Here is a 20,431-nt window from a genome sequence, read left to right as displayed (position 1 = left end):
CTCTCGGGTCGGGCGTGGCCACGTCCCTGTATTTCTAATCCGTCCTCGGTCCACGTCGAGCGGGGTGAGGCCCACCGTTCGCAGCCCAACTGGCCCCTCAGGCGTGCACCACCCCGTGAACGCTTACATAACGCACTGTGTTGCTCAAGCCGTCCCCGAGCTGGCCCCAGTCGTTGCAGCCCCAGGTCCAGTGGGTGCCATCGAAGGTTCGGGCGATGGAGTGACGCCATCCACCGGCGATGGAGACGGCGAACTCGGGGCCGGTGGCCCTGATGGGTGTGGGGCGGTCGGTGGTGGTGCCGTCTCCAAGCTGGCCGCACGAATTGCTCCCCCAACCCCAGACGTAGCCATCGGCGTCGGTCGCCAGCGAATACCCTTCGCCTCCGGCGATGGAGACCCCGCCGGAAAGGCCGGGGACCTGGGTGGGGGGCTGGACGGCGTTCCACGTCCACACGGTTCCGTTGGCGCGCAGGGCCAGCGAGTGCCTTCTCCCGGCGGCGATGGCGGTCACCTGGGTGAGGCCGGGGACCTGGGTGGCAGTGGTGGCGCTGGTGAGCCAGGTCCAGACAGTTCCGTTGGCGCGCAGGGCGAGCGAGAAGTCCTCTCCCGCCGCGATGTCGGAGACCTGGGTGAGTCCCGCGACCTGGGTGATGGGGCGGTTCTGGCCCCAGGTCCAGACGGTGCCATTCGAACGCAGGGCGAGGGAGTGGAGGTAGCCCGCGGCGACTCCCACCGCCGGGGCGAACACCGGGACGGGTGCGTGGCGGTGGGTGGTGGTGCCGTCTCCAATCTGGCTGTAGGTGTTGAAGCCCCAGGCCCAGACGACGTTGTCGGCGCGCAGGGCCAGCGAGTGATGGGCGCCTGCGGCGATGTTCACCACGTTGGAGAGCCCGGAGACCTGAACCGGGTTGGCTCGGTCCAGGTTGGTGCCGTCCCCGAGCTGGCCCACCGCGTTGTTGCCCGAGGCCCACACGGTGCCGCCAGTGCCCAGCCTCAGGGTGTGTCGCTCGCCCGCCGCGACCTGCTCCTGCGCGCCGAGCGCCTGGGGGGAGGACGCGAGGTTGTCGGCTTCTCCTCCGCCGACATCGACCTCTCCACAACCTCCGAGCGTCACCGCCGCGCTCAACCACAAGACTCGATGTAGCCGCATGAGAGGGTTTTGCATCGGTGGGTCTCTTTCTGTCGTCGGGGGAGCGCAAGGAATTGCGCGCGCGGCGAGTCTGGGTCAGTTGTCCCGAGACACTCAACCCCTCACCTGGCGATATTCCTGCTGACGCCAGGAATTGACGGAGCCCTGCTGGCCACGGCGGCGGAGGTCGCTGACGCGGCGCTGATGCTCGCCTCCGATGACCCTCCCTCCCTGACGGGCTCCGCCTTCGTCATCGACGGCGGCATGACGGTGGGGCGCTGCAGGCGCGGGTTGTCAGCGGGTGCACGGCGGCGCGACATGGCGCTTGCCGTGCCCGGTGACGTGGGGGTTGGCTGTACCCATGCGCATCATCCGAGAGACGGCTTCGATGGAGAGAACCCGCGCGTGGTGGGCCCGAGGCTCGGGCACCGGGGAGGCGTAGCCGCGTGGCGACGGTGTCCTTGGAGGACGTGCGCAAGGTGTATCGAGGGGGCGTGGCCGCGGTGAAGGGCGTGACGCTGCACATCGCCGACGGTGAGTTCGTGTCCCTGGTCGGCCCGTCCGGCTGTGGCAAGTCCACCACGCTCAACCTGATTGCCGGACTGGAGGAGCTGTCCGGCGGCACGCTGCGCATCGACGGAGAGGTGGTCAACGGCATGTCGCCGAAGGAGCGCGACATCGCCATGGTGTTCCAGAGCTACGCGCTCTATCCGCACCTGGACGTGGCGAGGAACCTGGCCTTCCCGCTGGAGGTCGCCGGGCTGTCGCGCGCGGACATCGAGGCGCGGGTGCGCGAGGTGGCGTCGGTGCTCGGACTGGAGGCGTTGCTGTCGCGCAGGCCGAAGGAGCTGTCGGGAGGTCAGCGGCAGCGTGTGGCCCTGGGGCGCGCGCTGGTGCGGCGGCCCAAGGTGTTCCTGTTCGACGAGCCGCTGTCCAACCTGGACGCCGCGCTGCGCACGCAGATGCGCGGTGAAATCAAGAAGCTGCACGAGCGGCTCCAGGCCACGTTCATCTACGTCACGCATGACCAGTCGGAGGCGATGACGCTGTCGGACCGGGTGGTGGTGATGAGCCAGGGCGAGGTGCAGCAGGTGGCGCCGCCGCGAGAGCTGTACGACGCGCCGGCGAATCTGTTCGTGGCGGGCTTCTTCGGCTCGCCGCGCATCAACCTGGTGAAGCCCCGGACGCTGGGTCTGGAGGCCGAGGACGTGGTGCTGGGACTGCGTCCCGAGCACCTGGAGGTGATGGCTCGGGACTCCGCGTCACCGGGCGCGCTGACGGGGTTGGTGTATCTGGTGGAGCCCATGGGCGCCGAGTGCTGGGTGACGGTGGACGTGGCGGGCGAGCAGCTCGTGGCCCGTGCACCTGGTGACTTCCGCGCCGCCTCGGGGACTCCCGTGTCACTGCGCTTCGACGCATCGAAGCTGCGACGCTTCGATGCTCGGACGGGACGGGCCCAGGGCTCGTCCAGCTGAGGATCGAGGCCGTATCCCGGCCGCGAAGTGGCCTGCCTCATACTTCAGTTGATCCGTTATAGTGGATTAAATCCGTGTCGGCGGGCCATTTAAATCCGATTTAATGGATGAATCGTCCCGGCCTGGGCCTCTTTAATCCGTTATAAAGGATTATATGAAGGTGCACCTCCAGGCGCTCATCGACGGGTCGTGGCAGCGGGCGGCGCTGCTTGAGTTCAACGCGCCCGGGGAGGGTCGACGTGGAGGGTGCGTTTTTGAGTACGAGTACGACTATTGGGTTCGGTGGATTGCGGATCCGCCGCCGCTGACAGCGGTGAGTCTCAACCTCCCGGTCGAGTTCGGCCCCAAGGTCTGGCGCCGTCGTTGGCCCGCGTTCCTCGATGACCTGCAACCCATGGGAAGTGCCCGCCGTTGGTGGCTGCGGCGACTGAACCTCCCTGATGAATCGGCGAGTGACATCGAGCTCCTGCGGAAAGGAACGATTGCGCCGGTCGGCAACCTCCGCGTCGAGGAGGCCGTTCCCGTAAAGAAGGAAGCTCCCCAGCGGTTCCCTCGCCAGGCCGTCATCGACCGCGAGCACGCCTTCATCGAGTACGCCGTCAACGCTGGAGCGCAGGTTGGAGGTGCGACAGGCGCTGGCGGTGATTCGCCGAAACTCCTGCTCCGCTGCGACGACACAGACCATGTGTGGATCGACGTCTGGCAGGATGAACCTTCCTGCCCGGATAGGCACTACCTCGTCAAGTTCGCGCGCAGCCGCGACGAACGCGACCGAACCATTCTCCGGTCCGAGTATGTGTATTATAAAGCGCTCGCTGAACTCGGGTTCGAAACCATTCCGCAAGAGGGACTCGCGCTTCACGAAGGTCCTTCAGGCCCGAGCCTCTGGCTTCCCCGCTTCGACGTCGCGCGACGAGACGGTCGCGAGATTCGATTCGGACTCGAATCCCTCTACTCGCTACTCAATGCCGAGCCCGGGTCCTTCCAAAAGCATCAAGCGGTATTAGGCGTACTGCAACACGTCGTCCCCAGGGCGGTCTGGCCGATGGTGCGCCTCGAATACCTGAAGCGAGACTTGCTGAATCAAGTGTTCGGCAATTCGGACAACCACTGCAGGAACATCGCCGTGCTCAAAACGGACAGCACCGTCCGCCTCGCGCCCATCTTCGACTTCGCGCCGATGAAGATGGACCTCGAAGGCATCACCCGCACCACGACGTGGGAAGGGTACGAGCGCGGCGGAGATGTCGACTGGGATGGGCTTCTCCGAAGTTTCGGCGCGGATGAATCGTCGTTGCGAGAAGGACTCCATGACCTCGCCTCGCGCCTTCGTAAGCTTCCCCAACTTCTCGCCGACCTCGGGCTGCCGGAAGAAACGCTGAACTTCGCGGGGCTCGGCCTTCTAAACACCGAGAAGCGCCTCCGCACGTGGGGGCTCCTATGAAGCGCGCCGACGTCGCCCAGTTGACCCCGCTCGAACGCAAAGCGCTGTTGGAAGAGCTCGCCGCCATGGTCGCCGCTGGAGAGTTCGACTTTGGAGACGTCTCGCGAATCCTCCGCGGAACGATGCTGGGAATGGACCGGAAGACCTTCGCGCGCGCCGTGAAGCTCTCCGCCAGCATCATCGCGAAGCTCGAGGACGAGCCGGATGCGAACCCGACGCTCGAGACGCTCAATAAAATCTTCGCGCCGTTCGGAGGGAAGGTCGTGTTGACGTTTCCCCGCCTCGAGGAACCACGGCCACTCGACGATGACGAGAAGCAGCGTCGCGAGATGCTTCGCGCCGCGCTCGCGAAGAACAAGCGGCAGCGGCGGCGCTCAATCGCGCCGTCCGAGGATTAGGGCTGCAGCGAGAAGCTGTCGTTCTCGATGCGCAGTTGTTCGCGCTGGCGGTCGTGAACGATGAGTCCGGTGAAGGGGGCCTCCACGTTCTCGAAGTCCGCGAAGCGCATCTCCAGGGCCTCGGCGTGGGAGCCCGCGCGGAACAGCAGCCGCTCCGCGTGGCGCAGGTGTTCATCCACCACCACCGGGACTCCGTAGAGCCTTCCGAAGGGCGGCTCCGCGCCGACCTCGCACTCGGGGAAGAGCGGGGCGAACTCCGACTCCTCGGCGAGCCGCAGGTTCTTCGCGCCTGTCACCTCCGCGAGTCGGTCCAGGTTCACCGAGTCCGGCGCGCTCACCACGCAAATCCACAGCGAGTCATCCGAGCGGAAGATGACCGACTTGGCCACCTGGAAGCCGCTGACGTGCAGTGACGCCGCGAGCGCCTGCGCGGTGATGGCTCGCAGGTGAGGCCTGCGCTCGAAGGGGACGTTGTGTCCTTCCAGGTACTGGATGATGTTCTGTGGAATCATGGCGCGGCCTCCGTCGGTGCTCGCGGCAGAAGGTGCGTCCGCGCGCCCTCGCGCACCACGCCCCGCCTCTCGCGCGCCCGCCTCGCGAGCCGCCACCCCGGCGCCCGGCTCCCTCGCCCCGTCCCGCCGGACGATGCGTTAGCCCCGCCTCAGGCGTAGACCTGACTGCCCTCCAGCGACAGCTCCAGGCGCCGGTTGAGATGGTCCAGCCGGTCATACCGCTCACGGAGCAAGTCTCGGTACGCGCGCTGGTCCGTGTGGGAAATCTCGGTCAGCAACTCGAGCAACGCCGTGTCCAGCGCCTGCTTCAGCTCGCGGGCTTCCTCCGCGGACAGTTCCAGCAACATGCGGCCACCTCCTGTCGCGAATGTTAGGCACTCCACTCCGCCCGAGCCGCCCACCCACTCCAGCGCCTCCCTTCGCCCATGCCAGGACGACGAGCGCTTCCCTGCCTGCTCCGTCGGACTGTCGTCACGCGCACCACGCCCGCAGGTTCTCCCTGACGAGGGGCCCGGGTGCGCCGGGCGTCATGCAGCCGCGAGGAGGTCGTGATGATTCAGTCTGGCGAGGTGCGCGAGGGAATGACCGTGAGGGCCTCCGATGGCCGCGAGGTGGGCCGGGTCGCCGCCGTCGGTGACATCCACTTCGAACTGGAGCAGGGCCTGGTCCCCATTCCCCGACACGACTACCTGGTGGAGTTCAGCGACGTGGACCATGTCAGCGGCGACGAGGTCTACCTGTCCCGCGCCGACCATCCGCTGCTGACGCTGGAGGTGGATGACGACGGCGGCGCGCTGCCTCCCCGCAGCTCGCGCGGCATGGACACCGAGCCGACGAACGTCTCCGCCCCATCGGACGAGGACTCCGTGCGCCACTGAGCACCCCTGTGTCGCCAGGATTCGGCGGCGTGGGTGCGGGCTCCGCACGAGTGGGGGATTTCCGACCCGGTACGCCGTTCAAGCGTCCGGAATCACTCAGGTCGGACAGCCCGGAAATGTCAGACCGTCAGGCTACACGGGCTCCCTCCGACCAGCGAGGCGAGTGGAGCTCATGCGACGTATCCAGACATCATTTCTCGGCGTGGCGTTCATCGCGCTCGTGTTCTCGTGCAACTCCGCTCCGCGCGCGGACGGGGGCGCGTGGGACACGGGCGTCGAGCCCCTGAGGCTGATGACGCCGCGCAAGCTGCTGCCCTTCGTCACGCTGGAGGACGGGCGGGTGCTCGCCGCTGGAGGCCATGACGGCCAGCGCACCTTGATGAGCTGCGAGGTGTTCGAGCCCGAGACGGGGATGTGGAGCCTGACGGGCTCCATGCACAAGGAGCGTCGCAACCACGCGGCGGTGCGGCTGTTGGATGGGCGCGTGCTGGTGGTGGGCGGCGCGCAGACGCTGACGCCGAGCGCGCTCGCGGACGCCGAGGTGTATGTGCCGACGGCGGGCGCCTGGATGCGAGTGGCCCCCATGGCCGAGTCCCGGAATGACCCGGCGGCGGTGCTGCTCCCCGACGGCCGCGTGCTGGTGGCGGGTGGCACCGACGTGGACCGCCGGCCTCGCCGCTCGGCGGAGCTGTTCGACCCCGTGACGAACACGTGGTCCGCCGCGACGCCGCCTGGCTTCGTGCGGGGTGGCGCCAGCACGGCGGTGATGCTGGCCACGGGCAAGGCGCTCTTCGTGAGTGGCTTGCAGGCGGAGCTGTATGACGTGGCCACCGGCCGCTGGGAGAAGGCGGGCTTCGCGGGGGGCGCGGCGGGGACGCATCGACAGGGGCACACCGTGACGTTGCTGCCGGACGGGCGCGTGCTGGTGGTGGGCGGTGGCACCGCGCGCGCGTCGAGCACGGCCGAGGTGTACGACGCGCTGACGGGCCTGTGGACGCTGGTGGCGTCGCCGTCGGTGCCGCGCGAGCACCATGCCGCGGTGGTGACGCCGGAGGGCCAGGTGCTGGTGCTGGGCGGCGAGCACTTCACGTCGGGAGCGCTCTCGTCGGTGGAGCGCTTCGACCCGATGACGGGCCAGTGGGTGTCCGCTCCCACGCTGACGGAGCCTCGGGGCCTGCCGGGCGCGCTGCCGCTGCGCGACGGCTCGGTGCTGCTCGTGGGCGGTGCCAACGAGGTGGAGGGCATGCTCGACTCCAGCGAGAAGTACCAGCCCACGGGCTGCGTCCCGGCGACGTGCGAGTCGCGGGAGGACGCGTGCGGCGCGGTGCCGGACGGCTGCGGTGGGATGCTCGAGTGCTCCCCCTGCGTCGTCGAGGGCTGTGACGCCCAGCAGTGTCGCGCCGAGGGACTGACGCGACGCTGAGCGGCGCCCGCCGTGTCGCGGGTGACAGTGCCGCCGATTCCCGCTCAGATGCGGCCATGCGTTGGCTCCTGTTCGCGATGTCCCTGGCGTGGCTCGGCTGTGGTGATGACGTCTCGGAGCCCTCCTTCGCCGAGTGGGCCGGTCGCGCCGCCACCGGGCAGTGTGCCCACTCGGTGGCGTGCCTGGGCGACACGCGTGCCCAGGAGGTCTGCAACGACGAGGTCTACGAGAGCTACATGCGGGTGGAGCCGGTGCTGGATGAGGGCTCGGGCGCGAAGGCCGGCTGCGTGCGGTGCATGCGCATCCGGATGGAGGTGCAGCACGCGTCACAGTCCAACCAGTGCCAGCCCCTGGACACGGCGCGCATCGACGCGGCCTGTGGGCCCGAGCAGCAGGCCTGCGCCGGCGCACCCTGACTTTCGTGCGTGAGGCCCGTGCCGCATCGCGCCAGCCCATCCCCCGCGCGAAACCTCCTGTGACTGTCTGAGCACCACCCGCGCGGAAAGCCTCGCAAGCCGCGAAGCCCCCGCCCTCGCGCACCTCACCGAGCCCAAGACGCCCCCGTCCGCGCATGCCAGACTGCGCGCCCATGCGAACCCGCCTCCGTCTCCTCGCACCGCTCATGCTGAGCACCGCATGTGCTTCCGTCTCCTCGCAGTCTCCGGACGCCACCGCCGCGGCGACAGCGAAGGCCTCCGCGCCAGAGCGTCCCTTCGGCACCCTGCGTGAGCAGGCCGAGCGTCAGCAGGCCTGGCTGCGCGAGCGCATGGACACGGCGCTCCCCCAGCTCATGCGCAAGTACGGCATCGAGATGTGGGTCGTCCCCATGCGCGAGTACAACGAGGACCCCGTCTTCAAGGCGCTCGTGTCGCCCACCACGTTCGCCGCGCGCCGCCGCACCATCTACGTGTTCCATGACCTGGGCCCGGAGAAGGGCGTGGAGCGCCTGGCCCTCGGCGGTGGACCTCAGGGCGGTGTCTATGTTCCGCGTCGCGCCCAGCAGCAGGTGACCCACGGCGGAGAGGGCCTGCGCCAGGCGGAGCTGTGGGGGCCGGACCAGTGGCTGGTGCTCAAGCAGGTGCTGGAGGAGCGCCAGCCCAAGAGCATCGCGCTCGACGTCTCCCGCACGTTCGCCTTCGCCGACGGCCTCTCCCATGGCGAGTACGAGGGCATGGCCCAGGCGCTCGGCCCCGACTGGGTGAGGCGCTTCAAGCCCGCGGAAGGCCTGCCCGTGGACCTGCTCGCGTGGCGCATCCCCGACGAGGTGCGCTTCTACGAGGACGAGACGAAGCTCGCCTGGAACATCATCGAGACGGCCTTCTCCCACCAGGTCATCACCCCCGGCGTCACCCGCATCTCCGACGTGGAATGGTGGATGCGCCAGCGCCTGGCGGACCTGGGCCTCGACACCTGGTTCCAGCCGTCCGTGGACGTCCAGCGTCAGGGCGTCATCGAGGAGCAGCTCGGCGAGGACCCCGTCATCCAGCGCGGCGATGTGCTCCATTGCGACTACGGCGTCACCGCCCTGCGGCTCAACACCGACACCCAGCACATGGGCTACGTGCTGCGCGAGGGCGAGACGGACGTGCCCGCCGGCCTGAAGGCCGCGCTCAAGACGTCCAACCGCCTGCAGGACATCGTCTTCGAGGAGCTGCGCCCCGGTCGCACCGGCAACGAGGTCCTCAAGAGCTCCCGTCAGCGCATGGCGTCCGAGAGCATCGACGGCACCATCTACTCACACCCCATTGGCCTGCACGGCCACGGCGCGGGCGCCATGGTGGGCCTGTGGGACCGGCAGGAGGGCGTGCCCGGCAACGGCGACCACAAGGTCATGGCGAACATGTGGTACTCGATTGAACTCCAGGCGACGAGCCCCGTGCCCGAGTGGAACAACCAGCGCGTGCGCTCCGCCCAGGAAGAGGACATCACCATCGACGCGGAAGGCCGCGTGCACTGGGCCTGGAAGCGCCAGACGGAGTTCCACCTGGTGCGCTGAAGCGGCTCGCGGGCTCCCGCCCTCTAGAAGGACGCGGGAGCCCGGCGCCAGCGCCTCAGCGCGGCGTGCCCGTCAGCGACTTCAAGAGCTCCACCAGCGCGCGCTTCTCCGCGTCCGTCAGCTCCAGCGGGACGATGGTGACGGTGCGCTTGCCGGTGAAGCTTCCCTCCGGGTTGCCGCCGTCGTTGTAGAAGTCGACGACCTCCTCCAGCGTGGCCTGCGCGCCCGTGTGCATGTACGGCGCCGTCAGCGCCACGTTGCGCAACGACGGCGTGCGGAACGCCCCGTCCAGCTCCTCCTGCTTCGCCTGCGTGCGCAGCGTGCGCAGCCGCATCGCGTCCGTGCCGTTCGGGTCGTCGCTGTACCTGCTCGCCGTGTTGAACTCCCAGTCCAGCAGTTGGGGGAGCACCGCCCACTGTCCCCCCGCGCCCGGCCCACGGTCCTCCAGGCCCACGTTGTGGAACAGCTCGTCCGTCAGCGAGGGCCCCTTGTGGCAGACGACGCACTGGCCCTTGCGCACGAAGGTCTTCAACCCCAGGAACGCCGGGTCGCTCTCCGCCGTGCCTGCCTCCGCCGCGGCGATGAAGCGCTTCACGTCCGTGTCGAAGGGCGCGTCCACCTGCATCAGCACCCGCTCGTACGCCGCCATCACCTTGCCCACGTTGGCCATCAGCACCGGCGCGGCCACGCCCGAGGGCTCCACGCCGAAGAGCGCCTGGTAGCGCGTCCGGTAGGACTCCTCCGCCACCAGCCGCGCCCGCACGACTTCCGCGTCCGAGTCCATCTCCACCGGATTCGTCAGCGGCAGAATCGCTTGAGCCCAGAGCGAGTCCGCCCGCCCGTCCCACATGAACCAGCGGTTGTGCCGCACGTTCAGCACCGTGGGCGGGTTGCGCTCCGTCCGCTGTCCGCCACAGCCCTCGGCCGTCGCCGTCTCCACCGTGCGGCCGTCTCCGGAGTGGCAGCTGTCGCAGGACACGGTGCCGCAGCGGGACAGGCCCGTGTCCTTGAACAAGTCATGCCCCAGCTCCTGGGCCACCTGCATGCCGTCCACCTTGTTGGTGGCGTCCAGGCGCGGGTGGCTCGACAGCGAGTGCAGGCTGCGAAGCTGGTCCAGCTCGTCGAGCGTGGGGAAGGGCTCTTCCGACTCACACGCCAGGCCCAGCCCGCTCAGGCAGAGGGCCAGCGCGGCGGTGCGCCAGTTGCTTGGAATCTTCACCGGGTCGTCCTTCGCATCCCTCGCGGCCCGGTTCACTCCGGTACCTCGTGCCGCCCCGCGGGCGGTCTGCCGAGAGCTTCGCGCCCCTCCGCGCGCGAATCAATCCGGAATTCCTGGACGTCCCGGGGTCGCCCGGCCCCTCCGCTCCCGACATGAGCGAAGGGGGGACGTGACGACGACTTCAGGCGCCGCAGCTCACCGTGAAGTCCTTCGTGCCGGTGCCGTAGTTCACCATCTTGATGGTGGACGGCTCCGGGGTGATGGTGGGCGCGGACCCGTTGTCGCACTTCAGCCCGGACTCGGGCGCCGCGCTGATTTGAAGGTCGGTGTTGCTCGGCACGCCGGAGATGGTGAACGAGCAGCGGTTGCCACGGCTCGACTTCACCATGGCCTTGCCCAGCGCGTCCGAGGGCTTCGCGGCGTGAGCGACCACGACGCGCAGCTGGTCACACGGGTTGCCCGCCTGCGCGAGCCCGCTCTCCGGCAGCTTGATGACGCCGGCGACGGTGGCGTTGCCCTGGCTTCCACCAGCGCCTCCCGTGGTGGCGCAACCAGTGGCGGCAAGCATCAGGGCGGCAACGGCGATGCGATACATGAAAATCCTCACTTCTTGGGGGAAAGAGAAGGCGGCTCGTTTGCCGCACAGGCGACCTACGTCGCGCGCTCACTACAATTGCGACGAGATTTCATTCCACCCATTCCCCTCACACGGAATGTGACGGGTTTTCTGCAAATCCCCTGGAGTTCCGTGTGGTTCCGGACGCCTTGTCTCCGATGTCCATGACTCGGAGTGGGGCGCCATGAGTCCAGTTCATCGGTCGAATCAAAGGCAGACATACCGCGCTGCGCCGGGTTGATTGGACGTCCCATGAGCGAACGGGAATCCCATGTTTGGGAATGCGGGGATGCAAGTCCTGTCGCGGAGCGTGCGGCCGGGAAGCAGGACTGTTGGCTGCTGCCGGACACTCGCCGCGCCCCCACGGTGAAGGGCGCGAGAGGAGACGCGCATGTCGATTCAGAAACAGGAAGCGACGCAGTCGTGGTCGGGGCTGGGGGTGGGCACGGACCGGAAGTCCTTCATGGACGCGGTATCCGCGCAGCTCCCGGACTTCGTGGCGGAGCAGGCGGCGGAGGCGGTGTTCTGTGGGTTGGCGGAGCTCTTGTCCGACGGGCTGATGCGGCAGTTGCGCGAGCAGCTTCCCGAGGATTTGAGAGGGCTCGTGGATGCGTGCCCCCGCCATCCGGACGGCACGCGCGGGAAGGTGGACCGTGACGACTTCTATCTCCGGATATCCAACCACCTGAACGCCGAGCCGGAGAACGTGCGCCTGGTGCTGCACGGCGTCTTCGCGGCGCTGCGCACGCAGGTGACGGAGCAGGAGGCGGACAAAATCGAGAGCCAGCTGCCCCGCTGGCTCCAGGGCACGTGGTCCGCGTCGCGCCTGGGCATCGACCGGCCTTCTTGAGTCTTTGGCAAGGGGTGTTCGTCCATGGGACGCATGAGGCGTCCGGACCCGATGCGGTGGTCCGGACGCCTCTTCACGTCGTGCCGGCTGCTAGTAGGTGCCGCCCAGCTGGAGCATCCCCATGTAGCGGCCGTCCAGGGCGTTGGGCGTCGCGGAGGTGGGCGCGAAGTCCTGGTCGAAGAGGAAGTTGTAGCTGACGCGCGCGTCGGCGGTGATGAGCTTGCCAATCTGGTAGCGCAGGCCCAGGCCCGCCGGCACATAGCCGCTGGTGTCGTCGCGGAAGCCGAACTGGCGGCCCACCTCGTCGTGGCGGATGTTGTAGTCGTCGATGCCCAGGCCCGTCACCGCGTAGGGCTGGAGCCGCGTGTCGGTGAAGTTGCCGATGACGAGCGCCTGGCCGCCGTTGCGAGCCACGTCCGGGCCATCGCCCAGGCCGCCCGCCCGGCCGTTCCCGTCGACGTCCACGTTGTTGAGGCTGCCGTTGTAGCCCAGCTCCACCGCCAGGAACTCCATGGGCCGGTAGCCGATGGCGGCGCCGTACGTGAAGCCCGCGTCGAGCCGGGGCGCCAGCTGTCCGGTGTAGCCCTCCGCGCCGCCGCCAAGCTGCGCGTACAGGCCGGTATTGGCGTGCTTCTTCGTGGACTTCTTCTTCGTGGACTCCTCGACCTGGACTGGCTCCAGGTTGCTGGGGGCCCGCTCCGCGCTGGGCCGGTAGTCCTCCTGGGCTCCCACGGCGCATCCCCACAGCGCCGCCACACATCCCGCGATACGCACGAATGCCTTCATGTCGGACTCCTTTCCGAGCGTCCGGAAGGCAACGTGGAGTCCGCGGCCCCTCCCGGCAATGTTCCCGGGGGCCGCGCCCTCCGCCCGTCCTCTCCTCGGCGAGGCGGTGGACACGTCGTCTCGTCGTCCTTCCCACCCCGGAGGGTGGGGCAGGCGCGCGGAAGGCTCAGGGCAGGGGGCCGATGAGCGCCTCCATCGCCCGCCGGGCCTGCACCAGCCCGTGGCCGTACTGCTCGTCGAAGCCGCCGGCGCCCAGGTCCTTCGCGCTGCTCAGGAGCGCCGCCTTCACCTCGGCGGGCGTGGCGTTGGGACGCGCGCTGAACAGGAGCGCGGCGACGCCGCTGACATACGGCGTGGCCATGGAGGTGCCGGACATGTACGCGTAGTCCGCCGGATGCAGGCTGAGCTTCGCGGTGGCGCCCATCTGCCGCTCCATCAGCGTGCTGGCCGCCTGGGTGATGGTGACGGCGGGCACCCAGTGTCCGCGCTGCGGCACCGAGAGGATTTCCGCGCCACCCTCCATCAGCTCGCTGGCGAAGATGACCGCGCGCGCGCCCTGCATCATCACGTTGACGATGGCCTTGTCGGGCCGCACGTAGGGGCTCGGGTGCACGTAGGCGACGAAGCCGCGGCAGGTGCTGTTCTCGCCGCACGAGTCCAGCCCCTTGCCGTCACCGCAGTCCACCAGCGAGCCGCCGGTGTCTCCGGTGGGCGCATACAGCAGCGAGCGCGACGTGGGCCGGTTGCCTCCCACCTCCAGCGCGGACAGCGAGCCCCGCCCCTGCGGGAAGGTGGACAGCACGTCCACGCCCGGGGCCATCAGCGCCAGGCCCTCTCCATAGGAGGAGAACACCGCGCGCTTGTCCTGGTTGTCCAGCGCGCCCACCGCGAGCACGGACGGGTCCGACGCCGGATAGGACACCAGGCCCTGCGCCTCGTTGCCGGCCGCCGCCACCACCAGCATCCCGCCGTCCAGCGCCGCCTTGAACGAGTCCTGCGTGGTGAGCGTGCCCAGGCCGCCTCCCAGCGACAGCGAGGCCACCTTCGCGCCTTCGCCCAGGCAGTACTCCAGCGCCTTCATCACCAGGCTCATGTGGGTGCGGCCTTCCAAATCCAGCACCCGGGCGATGACGAGCTGCGCTCCGGGCGCCACACCCATCAGCCCGCGCTCGTCCAGCACCGGCCCGCCCTGGCCGCCCAGGCCCGGCCGCGCGGCGATGATGCCCGCCACGTGCGTGCCATGGCCGGAGCCCCACCGGCCCTCGAGGCTGTCGCTGGGCGTGTCGTCCCCCTCCAGGAAGTCCCGGGCCGCCACCACCGCGTCCCGCAGCTCCGGGTGGTCCAGGTCCATGCCGCTGTCGATGACGCACACCTTCACGCCCGCGCCCGTCACGGCCCCCGGGTCCAACACGCCATCCGAGTCCCGGTCCCAGACCTCGGGCGCCTGCACCCGGCGCAGCTCGGGGGTGTACTCCGAGGTGGCGCTCGTGCCCGCGAGGACTCCCGCCAGCGCCAGCGCCGACGGCAGGGAGGGCCCCAGCGAGTGCAGCTCCCCATCCGGCTCGATGCTCTCCACCAGCGGATCCAACGCCAGCTCGCGCTTCTCCTCGGGCGTCACGCGCGCGGCCACCGCCGGCACGTTCTTGAACGTCGCCGTCACCAGCCCGCCCCACTGGCGCACCTTGCCCGCGGTCCCCTCGCCCTGGGTCCGGTAGCGGATGATGACCGGCTCGCGTCCGTCACCGTCCGTCGTCGTCCGGTTCGCGACCTTCCCCTGCGGCTGTCCTGGAAGCATGCCCGCGGTGATGCCCGGGCAGACGTTCTGCTGGGCATCCCGCTCGGAGGACTCGTCCGGCATGCAGGCCGACAGGGTCAACAGCCCCATGACTCCCCAGCGCTTCATGAGCCACTTCCTTCCGTCACCACCCGGGCGACTTCGCGGTGCCAGGCCGAAGGGCTTCCAGCCGGACGACCCCATCTGTCCCCAGGAAGTGCATCCCCCTTCCGAGCGGCAACGGCCGTGCCGGGCGCGCGGCGGCGGGAGGTGCGCGGGTTCACATCCTGTGTGGCCCGCCTGTCTCAAACTGGCCGTCGTCCCGAGGCCGAGCTGGGGGCTGTTGTCCCGAAACCCGCTCTTCCCGCCCACTTCGACGGAGACGGGGCCGGGACCGCCGCGCCGAGGCGCTCAACGAAGCCCGGGCTCGCGCGTACCGCGGCGCGCGGCGATTTCACTCACCGTTGTGCCCCACCGGTCTGACATGCTGGCTGGGGCCGTTGAAGGGATGTTCCGGGGGCGTACGGTGTCGGACAGACGCGAGAAGGGTGCTCGGCAGCTTGATTCCGTGTGTGTCCGGGTGCTTCGCTGCCAGGAGAAGCCATGAGCACCGCACCTACAGAGTCCTCCCGTTTCCTCGGGCGCTATGAGCTCGTCCACCCCCTGGGCCAGGGCGGCATGGGCGAGGTGTTCCTGGCGAAGATCAGCGGCGCGGCCGGCTTCGAGAAGCCGTGCATCGTCAAGACCATCCTCCCCACGCTGCTGAAGGACCGGCAGTTCCTGGACCGCTTCCACCACGAGGCCAAGGTGCTGGTGCACCTGGTCCACTCGTCCATCGCCCAGGTGTACGACATGGGGGAGGCGGACGGGACGTACTACATGGCGCTGGAGTACGTGGCCGGCGTGGACCTGGCGTACCTGCTGGAGCAGGCGCGGCTGCAGGGCGCGCAGGTGCCGGTGCCGGTGGCGCTGTTCCTGGGTCAGCGCATGGCGGAGGGCCTGGGCTACGCGCACCGCAAGGTGGGGCCAGATGGCGCGCCGCTGGGCATCGTCCACCGCGACGTGTCGCCCCATAACGTCATGGTGTCGTACGAGGGCGAGGTCAAGGTCATCGACTTCGGCCTGGCCAAGTCGGCGGCGCGCAGCAAGTACACCCTGCCCGCCACGGTGATGGGGAAGCTGGGCTACATGTCGCCGGAGCAGGTGCGCGCGGAGGCGCTGGACCACCGCAGCGACATCTACTCGTGCGCGGTGGTGCTGTGGGAGATGCTGGCCGGCCGCTCGCTCATCCCCCACGGGACGGTGGGCGAGATGATGGCGGCCATGTCGCAGCCCAACATTCCGCCGCTGACGGGGCTGCGTGGAGATTTGGATGCGACGCTGGACGCCGTCGTGCGCCGCGCGCTGACCATCAAGCCGGATGAACGCTACTCGCGCGCGGACGAGCTGGCGCGGGCGCTCAATGGAGAGCTGGTGCGCTCCGGCGCGTCCGTGGGCGCCGAGGAAGTGGGCCACTTCGTGCGCGCCCTGTGCCCGGAGGCCTTCGCCGCGCAGCGACAGCTCATCTCCAAGGTGACGTCGTCCGGAAGCCACCACCGCACGCCCACGCCGATGCCCATGCTTGCGGGTGGCACGGGCACGGGCGCGTTCGGTACGGGGCCGCAGGCCGCTCCGGAGGACACCGCGCCGTCGGGCTTCGAGCCGACGATGATGCGCGCGCCGACGGAGGCTCCCGCTGCTGCTCCTTCGCACGAGCGGCGTGTGGCCGGCATGGCCCGGCGGGATGTTCCCTCCGCCGACGACGCGATGGGCAATGACGCCACCACCCTGCGTCCCGGCACCGGGGCTGGTGCCGTCGCGGGCGGGGCCCTGGTGGCCGCGGCCTCCGCGAGCGCCGCGTCTTCGGGGCCCGTGAACCCGTCACCCGCCAAGGTCGTGGTGCAGGAGTCGGTGGTCCAGGCGCCGCAAGCGTCCTCCTCGGGGCCGGTGGCGCAGGTGGCCCCGGTGTCGACGGCGTCCGTCTCCCAGTCCTCGAGCGATGTGGCCACCCGGCCCGCTTCCTCCCGGAAGAAGACGGCGACGATGCTCGTCATCGCGCTCACGGTGTTGCTGCTGATGGTGGGCACGGCGGTGACGACGGCCCACTTCGTCAAGGGTCCGGGCGGCTCCGAGGCCCCCACGCCTCCGCCTGCCGTCACCACGAGCCCGCCGCCTCCCAACCCGGACACGAAGCCCGCTCCGCCAGACAAGAAGCCCACTCCGCCGACCACCGCGGAGACGCGGCCCGTACCTCCGCCCCCCGACAAGCCGGCGCCCAAGCCGGAGCCGGAGAAGGTGGCCATCCGGGAGACGGTGAAGCCCAAGCCGCCCGCGACGAAGCCGCCCCCCAAGCCCGCTCCGGAGCCCGAGCCCGTGGCCGTCGTCGTGGCGCCCAAGCCCGCGCCCGAGAAGGGCGTCACCTATGTTTCGGTTTCAGAGGCGCTGCCCTTGAAGAGCGACGGGACGGGCCCCTTCGTCTCGGGCCCCCACATCAAGAAGTTGCTGGCGGACGACAAGCTCCGGGTCGTGGGTCTCCCCAGGAGCGACGGGCGGCGAGAGTTGCTCGGCTACGCCATCGTGGGCAGCAGGAGTGGGCCGAAGGTCTGGTTGAAGTTCGATGCGAAGGTCAGGCAGGTCATTGCCCCCAAGGACCTCAAGAGCACCAAGGCCTTGTACTTCGTCGCGATGCCGGACTCCGGCAACCAGAGCAGCCAGGGCAACGAGTTAGAGGCATACCCCGATGCGGAACCCGACCCAGCCGGGCCAGCGTCCGCCGCCGCTCCGCCGATGATTGCTCCGCCCAAGGTCCTCAAGGGCGTCGTGAGGATGGCGGGCGCCGTCGGACCGTTCGGAGGAGACGATGTGTCGGTCCGCAACACCGACGACTTCACCTGGACCAACTGCACCGTGGTGAAGGACGGCCGCCAGCGGGGCAGGCTGGGCATCCTGCTTCCCGGCAAGGAGCGGACCGTGAAGAGTTTCTCGAAGCACGCCGAGCGCTTCGTCGAGAAGGGCAAGGTGGGCGTGTTCTGCGAAGAGGGCGAGGTCATCACCCAGCCGCAGTGACGCCCCCGGCGCTCCGGCTCACGGCTTCGCGAGTCGCTCCGAGGCCACCGGACAGTCCGCCACGACGGCGCGCACGTCCTCATGGCCTGAGCTCGCCTCGCGCACCGCGCGGTTCAGGGACGAGCGGCACTCCCACGTCATGTCCCGCGTGCCGTGGCAGCAGTGCCAGCCCGTCAACGTCCGCCCCAGGTACTTGAGCGTCTCCGCGCGCGTGGGCGTGACGAGCAGCCACACCGCTCCCACGAGCACCGCCAGCCAGGGCAACTGCGAGGCCAGGCCCTTCAGCCGGTTCCCCACGCCCGCCGTCACCGGCTCCGCATAGAGCCCGAGCATCGTGTCGAAGGGCCGGCGTTGCAGCACGGGCGCCACCAGCAGGTCCACCGGCGTGGTGAAGCCCCGGACGAGCCCCCGCTGCGCACCCGGCGCGTTTCCGTTGTGCACCAGCCACACGCCCGTGAGCTGTCGCCACAGCGTCCGTCCCCAAATCCCACCCACCACGGACCCTGCGAGCCAGGCGAGGACCATGGCCAGCACCATCGCCCCCGGCGTCCGCTCGTGCTCCATCGCCCGCAGCGCGGCCCAGCCCACCAGGGCCGCCGTCGCCACATCCAGCACGTCCGCGGCCCACAACCGCCACTGGTACCGCGCCTCGGTGCTCACCGTGTCCGTCGAGAACAACGCCCCGTCGCTCATCCACCCTCGCTCTTCGGCGCGCGGAGCATAGACGCTCCCAGCCCCCGGGGTGGCATGCACCTTCGTCCGCCGCCTGGACTTCGTCCGGAAAGCCACCGCGACAGCAGGCGGGCTCGGCGTGTTTCATGGCTCGGCGCCGGGCGGGAGGACAGGCGCCCAGGGGCTGCCCTGGGGCGACCGCGGGACGTGACTGCTGTCTGTTTCCCGCAGTGGCGCGCGCCACGGGTGGCTCCCATCTTGGTTTCAGCGCGATGCGGCGAGACCCCACCCACCACCGGGGTCTTGAAGCGAGGAGCGCCAGGGCCATGGCCCCGGTTCCCCGGGAGCACGGCTCTTGGGTGCCGGCGGTGGTGGCGTACGAGGCGACAGCGGCGGGGGGAAGTTTGGGAGTCGTGGGGGGGCAGGTCGTCCCCCGCCGCTGTCGCCGAGGCCGTTAACGGCCAACGTTCCACTGTGGGTGAATGCCGGAGGTTTGGCCTCGCGGGCGTTTCTGCCGGACACTGGGGGACGTCATGTCCATCCCGAGGCATCGGGCCCGCGTTTTCTGGCGTGGGCTCATGGGGCTCATCCTGCTGGCCGGGTTCGTCCTGGCGCGGCCGGGCCTCGCCTTGGACCCGCAGCGCTGGGTGTCCCAGTACAGCCAGGACTCGTGGCGCAGCGACGACGGGCTTCCGCAGAACAGCCTGCTGGCGCTCGCGCAGACGCGAGACGGCTACGTGTGGCTCGGCACGTGGGAGGGCCTGGTGCGCTTCGACGGCGCGCGCTTCGTCGTCTTCGACAAGCGCAACACGCCGGAGCTGCGCAACCACACCATCAAGGCGCTCGTGGAGGATGCCTCCGGCGTGCTGTGGGTGGGCACGGACCAGGGGCTGGTGTCCTACGCGGACGGCCGCTTCGAGCGCGCCCCCGGTGCCTCCGCGCCGCTGGAGGGCGTGCGCGTCGAGGAGCTGCTCGTCGGCGAAGGCTCGCTCTGGGTGGGCACCACCGGGGGACTCTGGCAGGTGCCGCTGGGCGAAGGCGTGGCGCGTCAGTACACGGAGGCCGACGGTCTGCCGGGCTCCTTCATCACCGCGCTGGCGCGGGCGGGCGGTGACAACCGGCTGTGGGTGGGCACCAAGGCGGGCCTGGCGTTGCTGGAGGGCGGGCAGGTGCGGCGCACTCCCTTCCCCGTCCCGGGCCCCGATGAGCGCCCGGAGGTCACCGCGCTCTTCCAGGACGTCGCCGGCACGCTGTGGATGGGGACGGAGACGGGGCTCGTCTCGTGGAATGGCGTGGTGGCCAGGCGCTTCACGACGGCGGACGGGCTGCCGGCCACCGTCACCGCGCTCCTGGCGGACAGCCAGGGCAACCTCTGGGTGGGTTCGCGGCGCGGAGGGCTGGTGCGGCGGGAGGTCGACGGCTTCAGCTCACCGCTGCACGGCGCGGGGCTCGCGGACGCGGAGGTCCTGTCGCTGCTCGAGGACCGCGACGGGGCGCTGTGGGTGGGCACCTATTCGGGGCTGTTCCGCCTGCGCGACGGCCCGTTCGCCACGTACGGCATCCCCGAGGGGCTGAACAACGAGACGGTCAGCACGGTGCTGGAGGACAAGCGCGGCACGGTGTGGCTGGGCACGGTGGGCGGCGGGTTGTTCTACCTGCGCGACGGGCGCATCCACCGCATGGAGGACTTCGAGGGAGGCACGGACCCGGTCATCACCGCGCTGCACGAGGCGCCGGACGGCACGCTGTGGGTGGGCTCCAAGGCGGGCGCGTTCCGCTACGACGGGCAGCGCTTCGCGAAGTCGTCGCGGGTGCAGGGGCTGCCGGACCACGTGGTGACGTCCATCCTGGTGGACTCGCGCGGGACGCAGTGGTTCGGCACGCGGCAGGGGCTGGCGCGCGTTCGCGGTGACGACGTCACGGTGTTCGGCACGAAGCAGGGGCTGTCGGCCGAGCCCATCATCGTCATGGCCGAGGACGCGACGGGCGCGGTGTGGCTGGGCTCCGAGGGCGGGCTGTGGCGCATCGAGGAGGGCAAGGGCCCCCAGCGCTTCACGTTGAAGGACGGGCTGCCCGGCGAGGTGGTGCTGGCGCTGCTGGCGGACGCGGACGGCACGGTGTGGGTGGGCACGGAGACGGGGCTGGGGCGGTGGA

18 protein-coding genes are annotated in these 20,431 nt (G+C 69.7%); 10 read left to right on the top strand and 8 right to left on the bottom strand.

Features of this window, described 5'->3' with window-relative positions; genetic code table 11:
* Positions 1–97: 97 nt before the first annotated feature.
* Positions 98–1,165, bottom strand: coding sequence for a hypothetical protein (locus HUW62_RS34840; RefSeq protein ID WP_176436878.1), 1,068 nt, complete (start codon positions 1,163–1,165; stop codon positions 98–100).
* 410 nt (positions 1,166–1,575) lie between these two features.
* On the opposite strand from HUW62_RS34840, the gene HUW62_RS34835 reads away from it, so the two are divergent.
* The 3 genes from HUW62_RS34835 to HUW62_RS34825 all read left to right on the top strand — a co-directional run bounded on the left by HUW62_RS34835 (position 1,576) and on the right by HUW62_RS34825 (position 4,446).
* Positions 1,576–2,604: an ABC transporter ATP-binding protein gene (locus HUW62_RS34835; protein ID WP_176436877.1), complete on the top strand. Its 1,029-nt coding sequence runs from the start codon at positions 1,576–1,578 to the stop codon at positions 2,602–2,604.
* A gap of 154 nt (positions 2,605–2,758) precedes the next feature.
* On the top strand, positions 2,759–4,048 hold the full coding sequence (locus HUW62_RS34830; RefSeq protein ID WP_163865998.1) for a type II toxin-antitoxin system HipA family toxin: 1,290 nt from the start codon (positions 2,759–2,761) through the stop codon (positions 4,046–4,048).
* Positions 4,045–4,446, top strand: coding sequence for a hypothetical protein (locus HUW62_RS34825; protein ID WP_163865999.1), 402 nt, complete (start codon positions 4,045–4,047; stop codon positions 4,444–4,446). The genes HUW62_RS34830 and HUW62_RS34825 overlap by 4 nt, the downstream gene beginning before the upstream one ends.
* On the opposite strand, the gene HUW62_RS34820 is transcribed toward HUW62_RS34825, so the two are convergent.
* Both HUW62_RS34820 and HUW62_RS34815 read right to left on the bottom strand, forming a co-directional pair.
* Complete coding sequence (locus HUW62_RS34820; RefSeq protein ID WP_163866000.1) at positions 4,443–4,958, bottom strand: aminoacyl-tRNA deacylase; 516 nt, start codon at positions 4,956–4,958, stop codon at positions 4,443–4,445. The genes HUW62_RS34825 and HUW62_RS34820 overlap by 4 nt on opposite strands.
* A gap of 149 nt (positions 4,959–5,107) precedes the next feature.
* Complete coding sequence (locus tag HUW62_RS34815; protein WP_163866001.1) at positions 5,108–5,305, bottom strand: hypothetical protein; 198 nt, start codon at positions 5,303–5,305, stop codon at positions 5,108–5,110.
* A gap of 204 nt (positions 5,306–5,509) precedes the next feature.
* On the opposite strand from HUW62_RS34815, the gene HUW62_RS34810 reads away from it, so the two are divergent.
* The 4 genes from HUW62_RS34810 to HUW62_RS34795 all read left to right on the top strand — a co-directional run bounded on the left by HUW62_RS34810 (position 5,510) and on the right by HUW62_RS34795 (position 9,255).
* Entirely contained in the window at positions 5,510–5,836 is a 327-nt protein-coding gene (locus tag HUW62_RS34810; protein WP_163866002.1) for a DUF2171 domain-containing protein, read from the top strand.
* A gap of 172 nt (positions 5,837–6,008) precedes the next feature.
* The gene (locus HUW62_RS34805) at positions 6,009–7,259 is read left to right on the top strand and encodes a kelch repeat-containing protein (RefSeq protein WP_176436876.1); all 1,251 of its coding nucleotides are present in this window, start codon (positions 6,009–6,011) and stop codon (positions 7,257–7,259) included.
* Between the two features lie 56 nt (positions 7,260–7,315).
* Positions 7,316–7,675: a hypothetical protein gene (locus HUW62_RS34800; RefSeq protein WP_176436875.1), complete on the top strand. Its 360-nt coding sequence runs from the start codon at positions 7,316–7,318 to the stop codon at positions 7,673–7,675.
* Between the two features lie 173 nt (positions 7,676–7,848).
* Positions 7,849–9,255, top strand: coding sequence for a M24 family metallopeptidase (locus HUW62_RS34795; protein WP_176436874.1), 1,407 nt, complete (start codon positions 7,849–7,851; stop codon positions 9,253–9,255).
* 55 nt (positions 9,256–9,310) lie between these two features.
* Here HUW62_RS34795 and HUW62_RS34790 read toward each other — a convergent pair whose 3' ends face one another.
* Both HUW62_RS34790 and HUW62_RS34785 read right to left on the bottom strand, forming a co-directional pair.
* Positions 9,311–10,468, bottom strand: a complete 1,158-nt coding sequence (locus HUW62_RS34790) for a cytochrome-c peroxidase (RefSeq protein ID WP_163866235.1) — start codon at positions 10,466–10,468, stop codon at positions 9,311–9,313.
* Positions 10,469–10,655: 187 nt separating this feature from the next.
* Positions 10,656–11,069, bottom strand: coding sequence for a hypothetical protein (locus HUW62_RS34785; protein ID WP_163866006.1), 414 nt, complete (start codon positions 11,067–11,069; stop codon positions 10,656–10,658).
* Positions 11,070–11,481: 412 nt separating this feature from the next.
* On the opposite strand from HUW62_RS34785, the gene HUW62_RS34780 reads away from it, so the two are divergent.
* The gene (locus tag HUW62_RS34780; RefSeq protein ID WP_163866007.1) at positions 11,482–11,940 is read left to right on the top strand and encodes a DUF2267 domain-containing protein; all 459 of its coding nucleotides are present in this window, start codon (positions 11,482–11,484) and stop codon (positions 11,938–11,940) included.
* 90 nt (positions 11,941–12,030) lie between these two features.
* On the opposite strand, the gene HUW62_RS34775 is transcribed toward HUW62_RS34780, so the two are convergent.
* Positions 12,031–12,726 (bottom strand): hypothetical protein, encoded by a 696-nt coding sequence (locus HUW62_RS34775; RefSeq protein ID WP_176436873.1) that lies wholly within the window; start codon positions 12,724–12,726, stop codon positions 12,031–12,033.
* Positions 12,727–12,892: 166 nt separating this feature from the next.
* The gene (locus HUW62_RS34770) at positions 12,893–14,629 is read right to left on the bottom strand and encodes a S8 family serine peptidase (RefSeq protein ID WP_163866008.1); all 1,737 of its coding nucleotides are present in this window, start codon (positions 14,627–14,629) and stop codon (positions 12,893–12,895) included.
* Between the two features lie 474 nt (positions 14,630–15,103).
* On the opposite strand from HUW62_RS34770, the gene HUW62_RS34765 reads away from it, so the two are divergent.
* Positions 15,104–17,605: a serine/threonine-protein kinase gene (locus HUW62_RS34765; protein ID WP_176436872.1), complete on the top strand. Its 2,502-nt coding sequence runs from the start codon at positions 15,104–15,106 to the stop codon at positions 17,603–17,605.
* Between the two features lie 18 nt (positions 17,606–17,623).
* On the opposite strand, the gene HUW62_RS34760 is transcribed toward HUW62_RS34765, so the two are convergent.
* Positions 17,624–18,298 carry a hypothetical protein gene (locus tag HUW62_RS34760; protein WP_163866010.1) on the bottom strand — a complete coding sequence of 225 codons (675 nt, stop codon included), beginning with the start codon at positions 18,296–18,298 and terminating at the stop codon, positions 17,624–17,626.
* Between the two features lie 557 nt (positions 18,299–18,855).
* Here HUW62_RS34760 and HUW62_RS34755 point away from each other — a divergent pair.
* Positions 18,856–20,431, top strand: a 1,576-nt coding sequence (locus HUW62_RS34755; RefSeq protein WP_303626881.1) for a two-component regulator propeller domain-containing protein, incomplete at its 3' end; no start/stop codon positions are given.

The sequence above is a fragment of the Myxococcus sp. AM011 genome (assembly GCF_013372595.1).
Lineage (GTDB): Bacteria > Myxococcota > Myxococcia > Myxococcales > Myxococcaceae > Myxococcus > Myxococcus eversor.
This window is presented reverse-complemented; position numbering and strand designations above follow the sequence as displayed.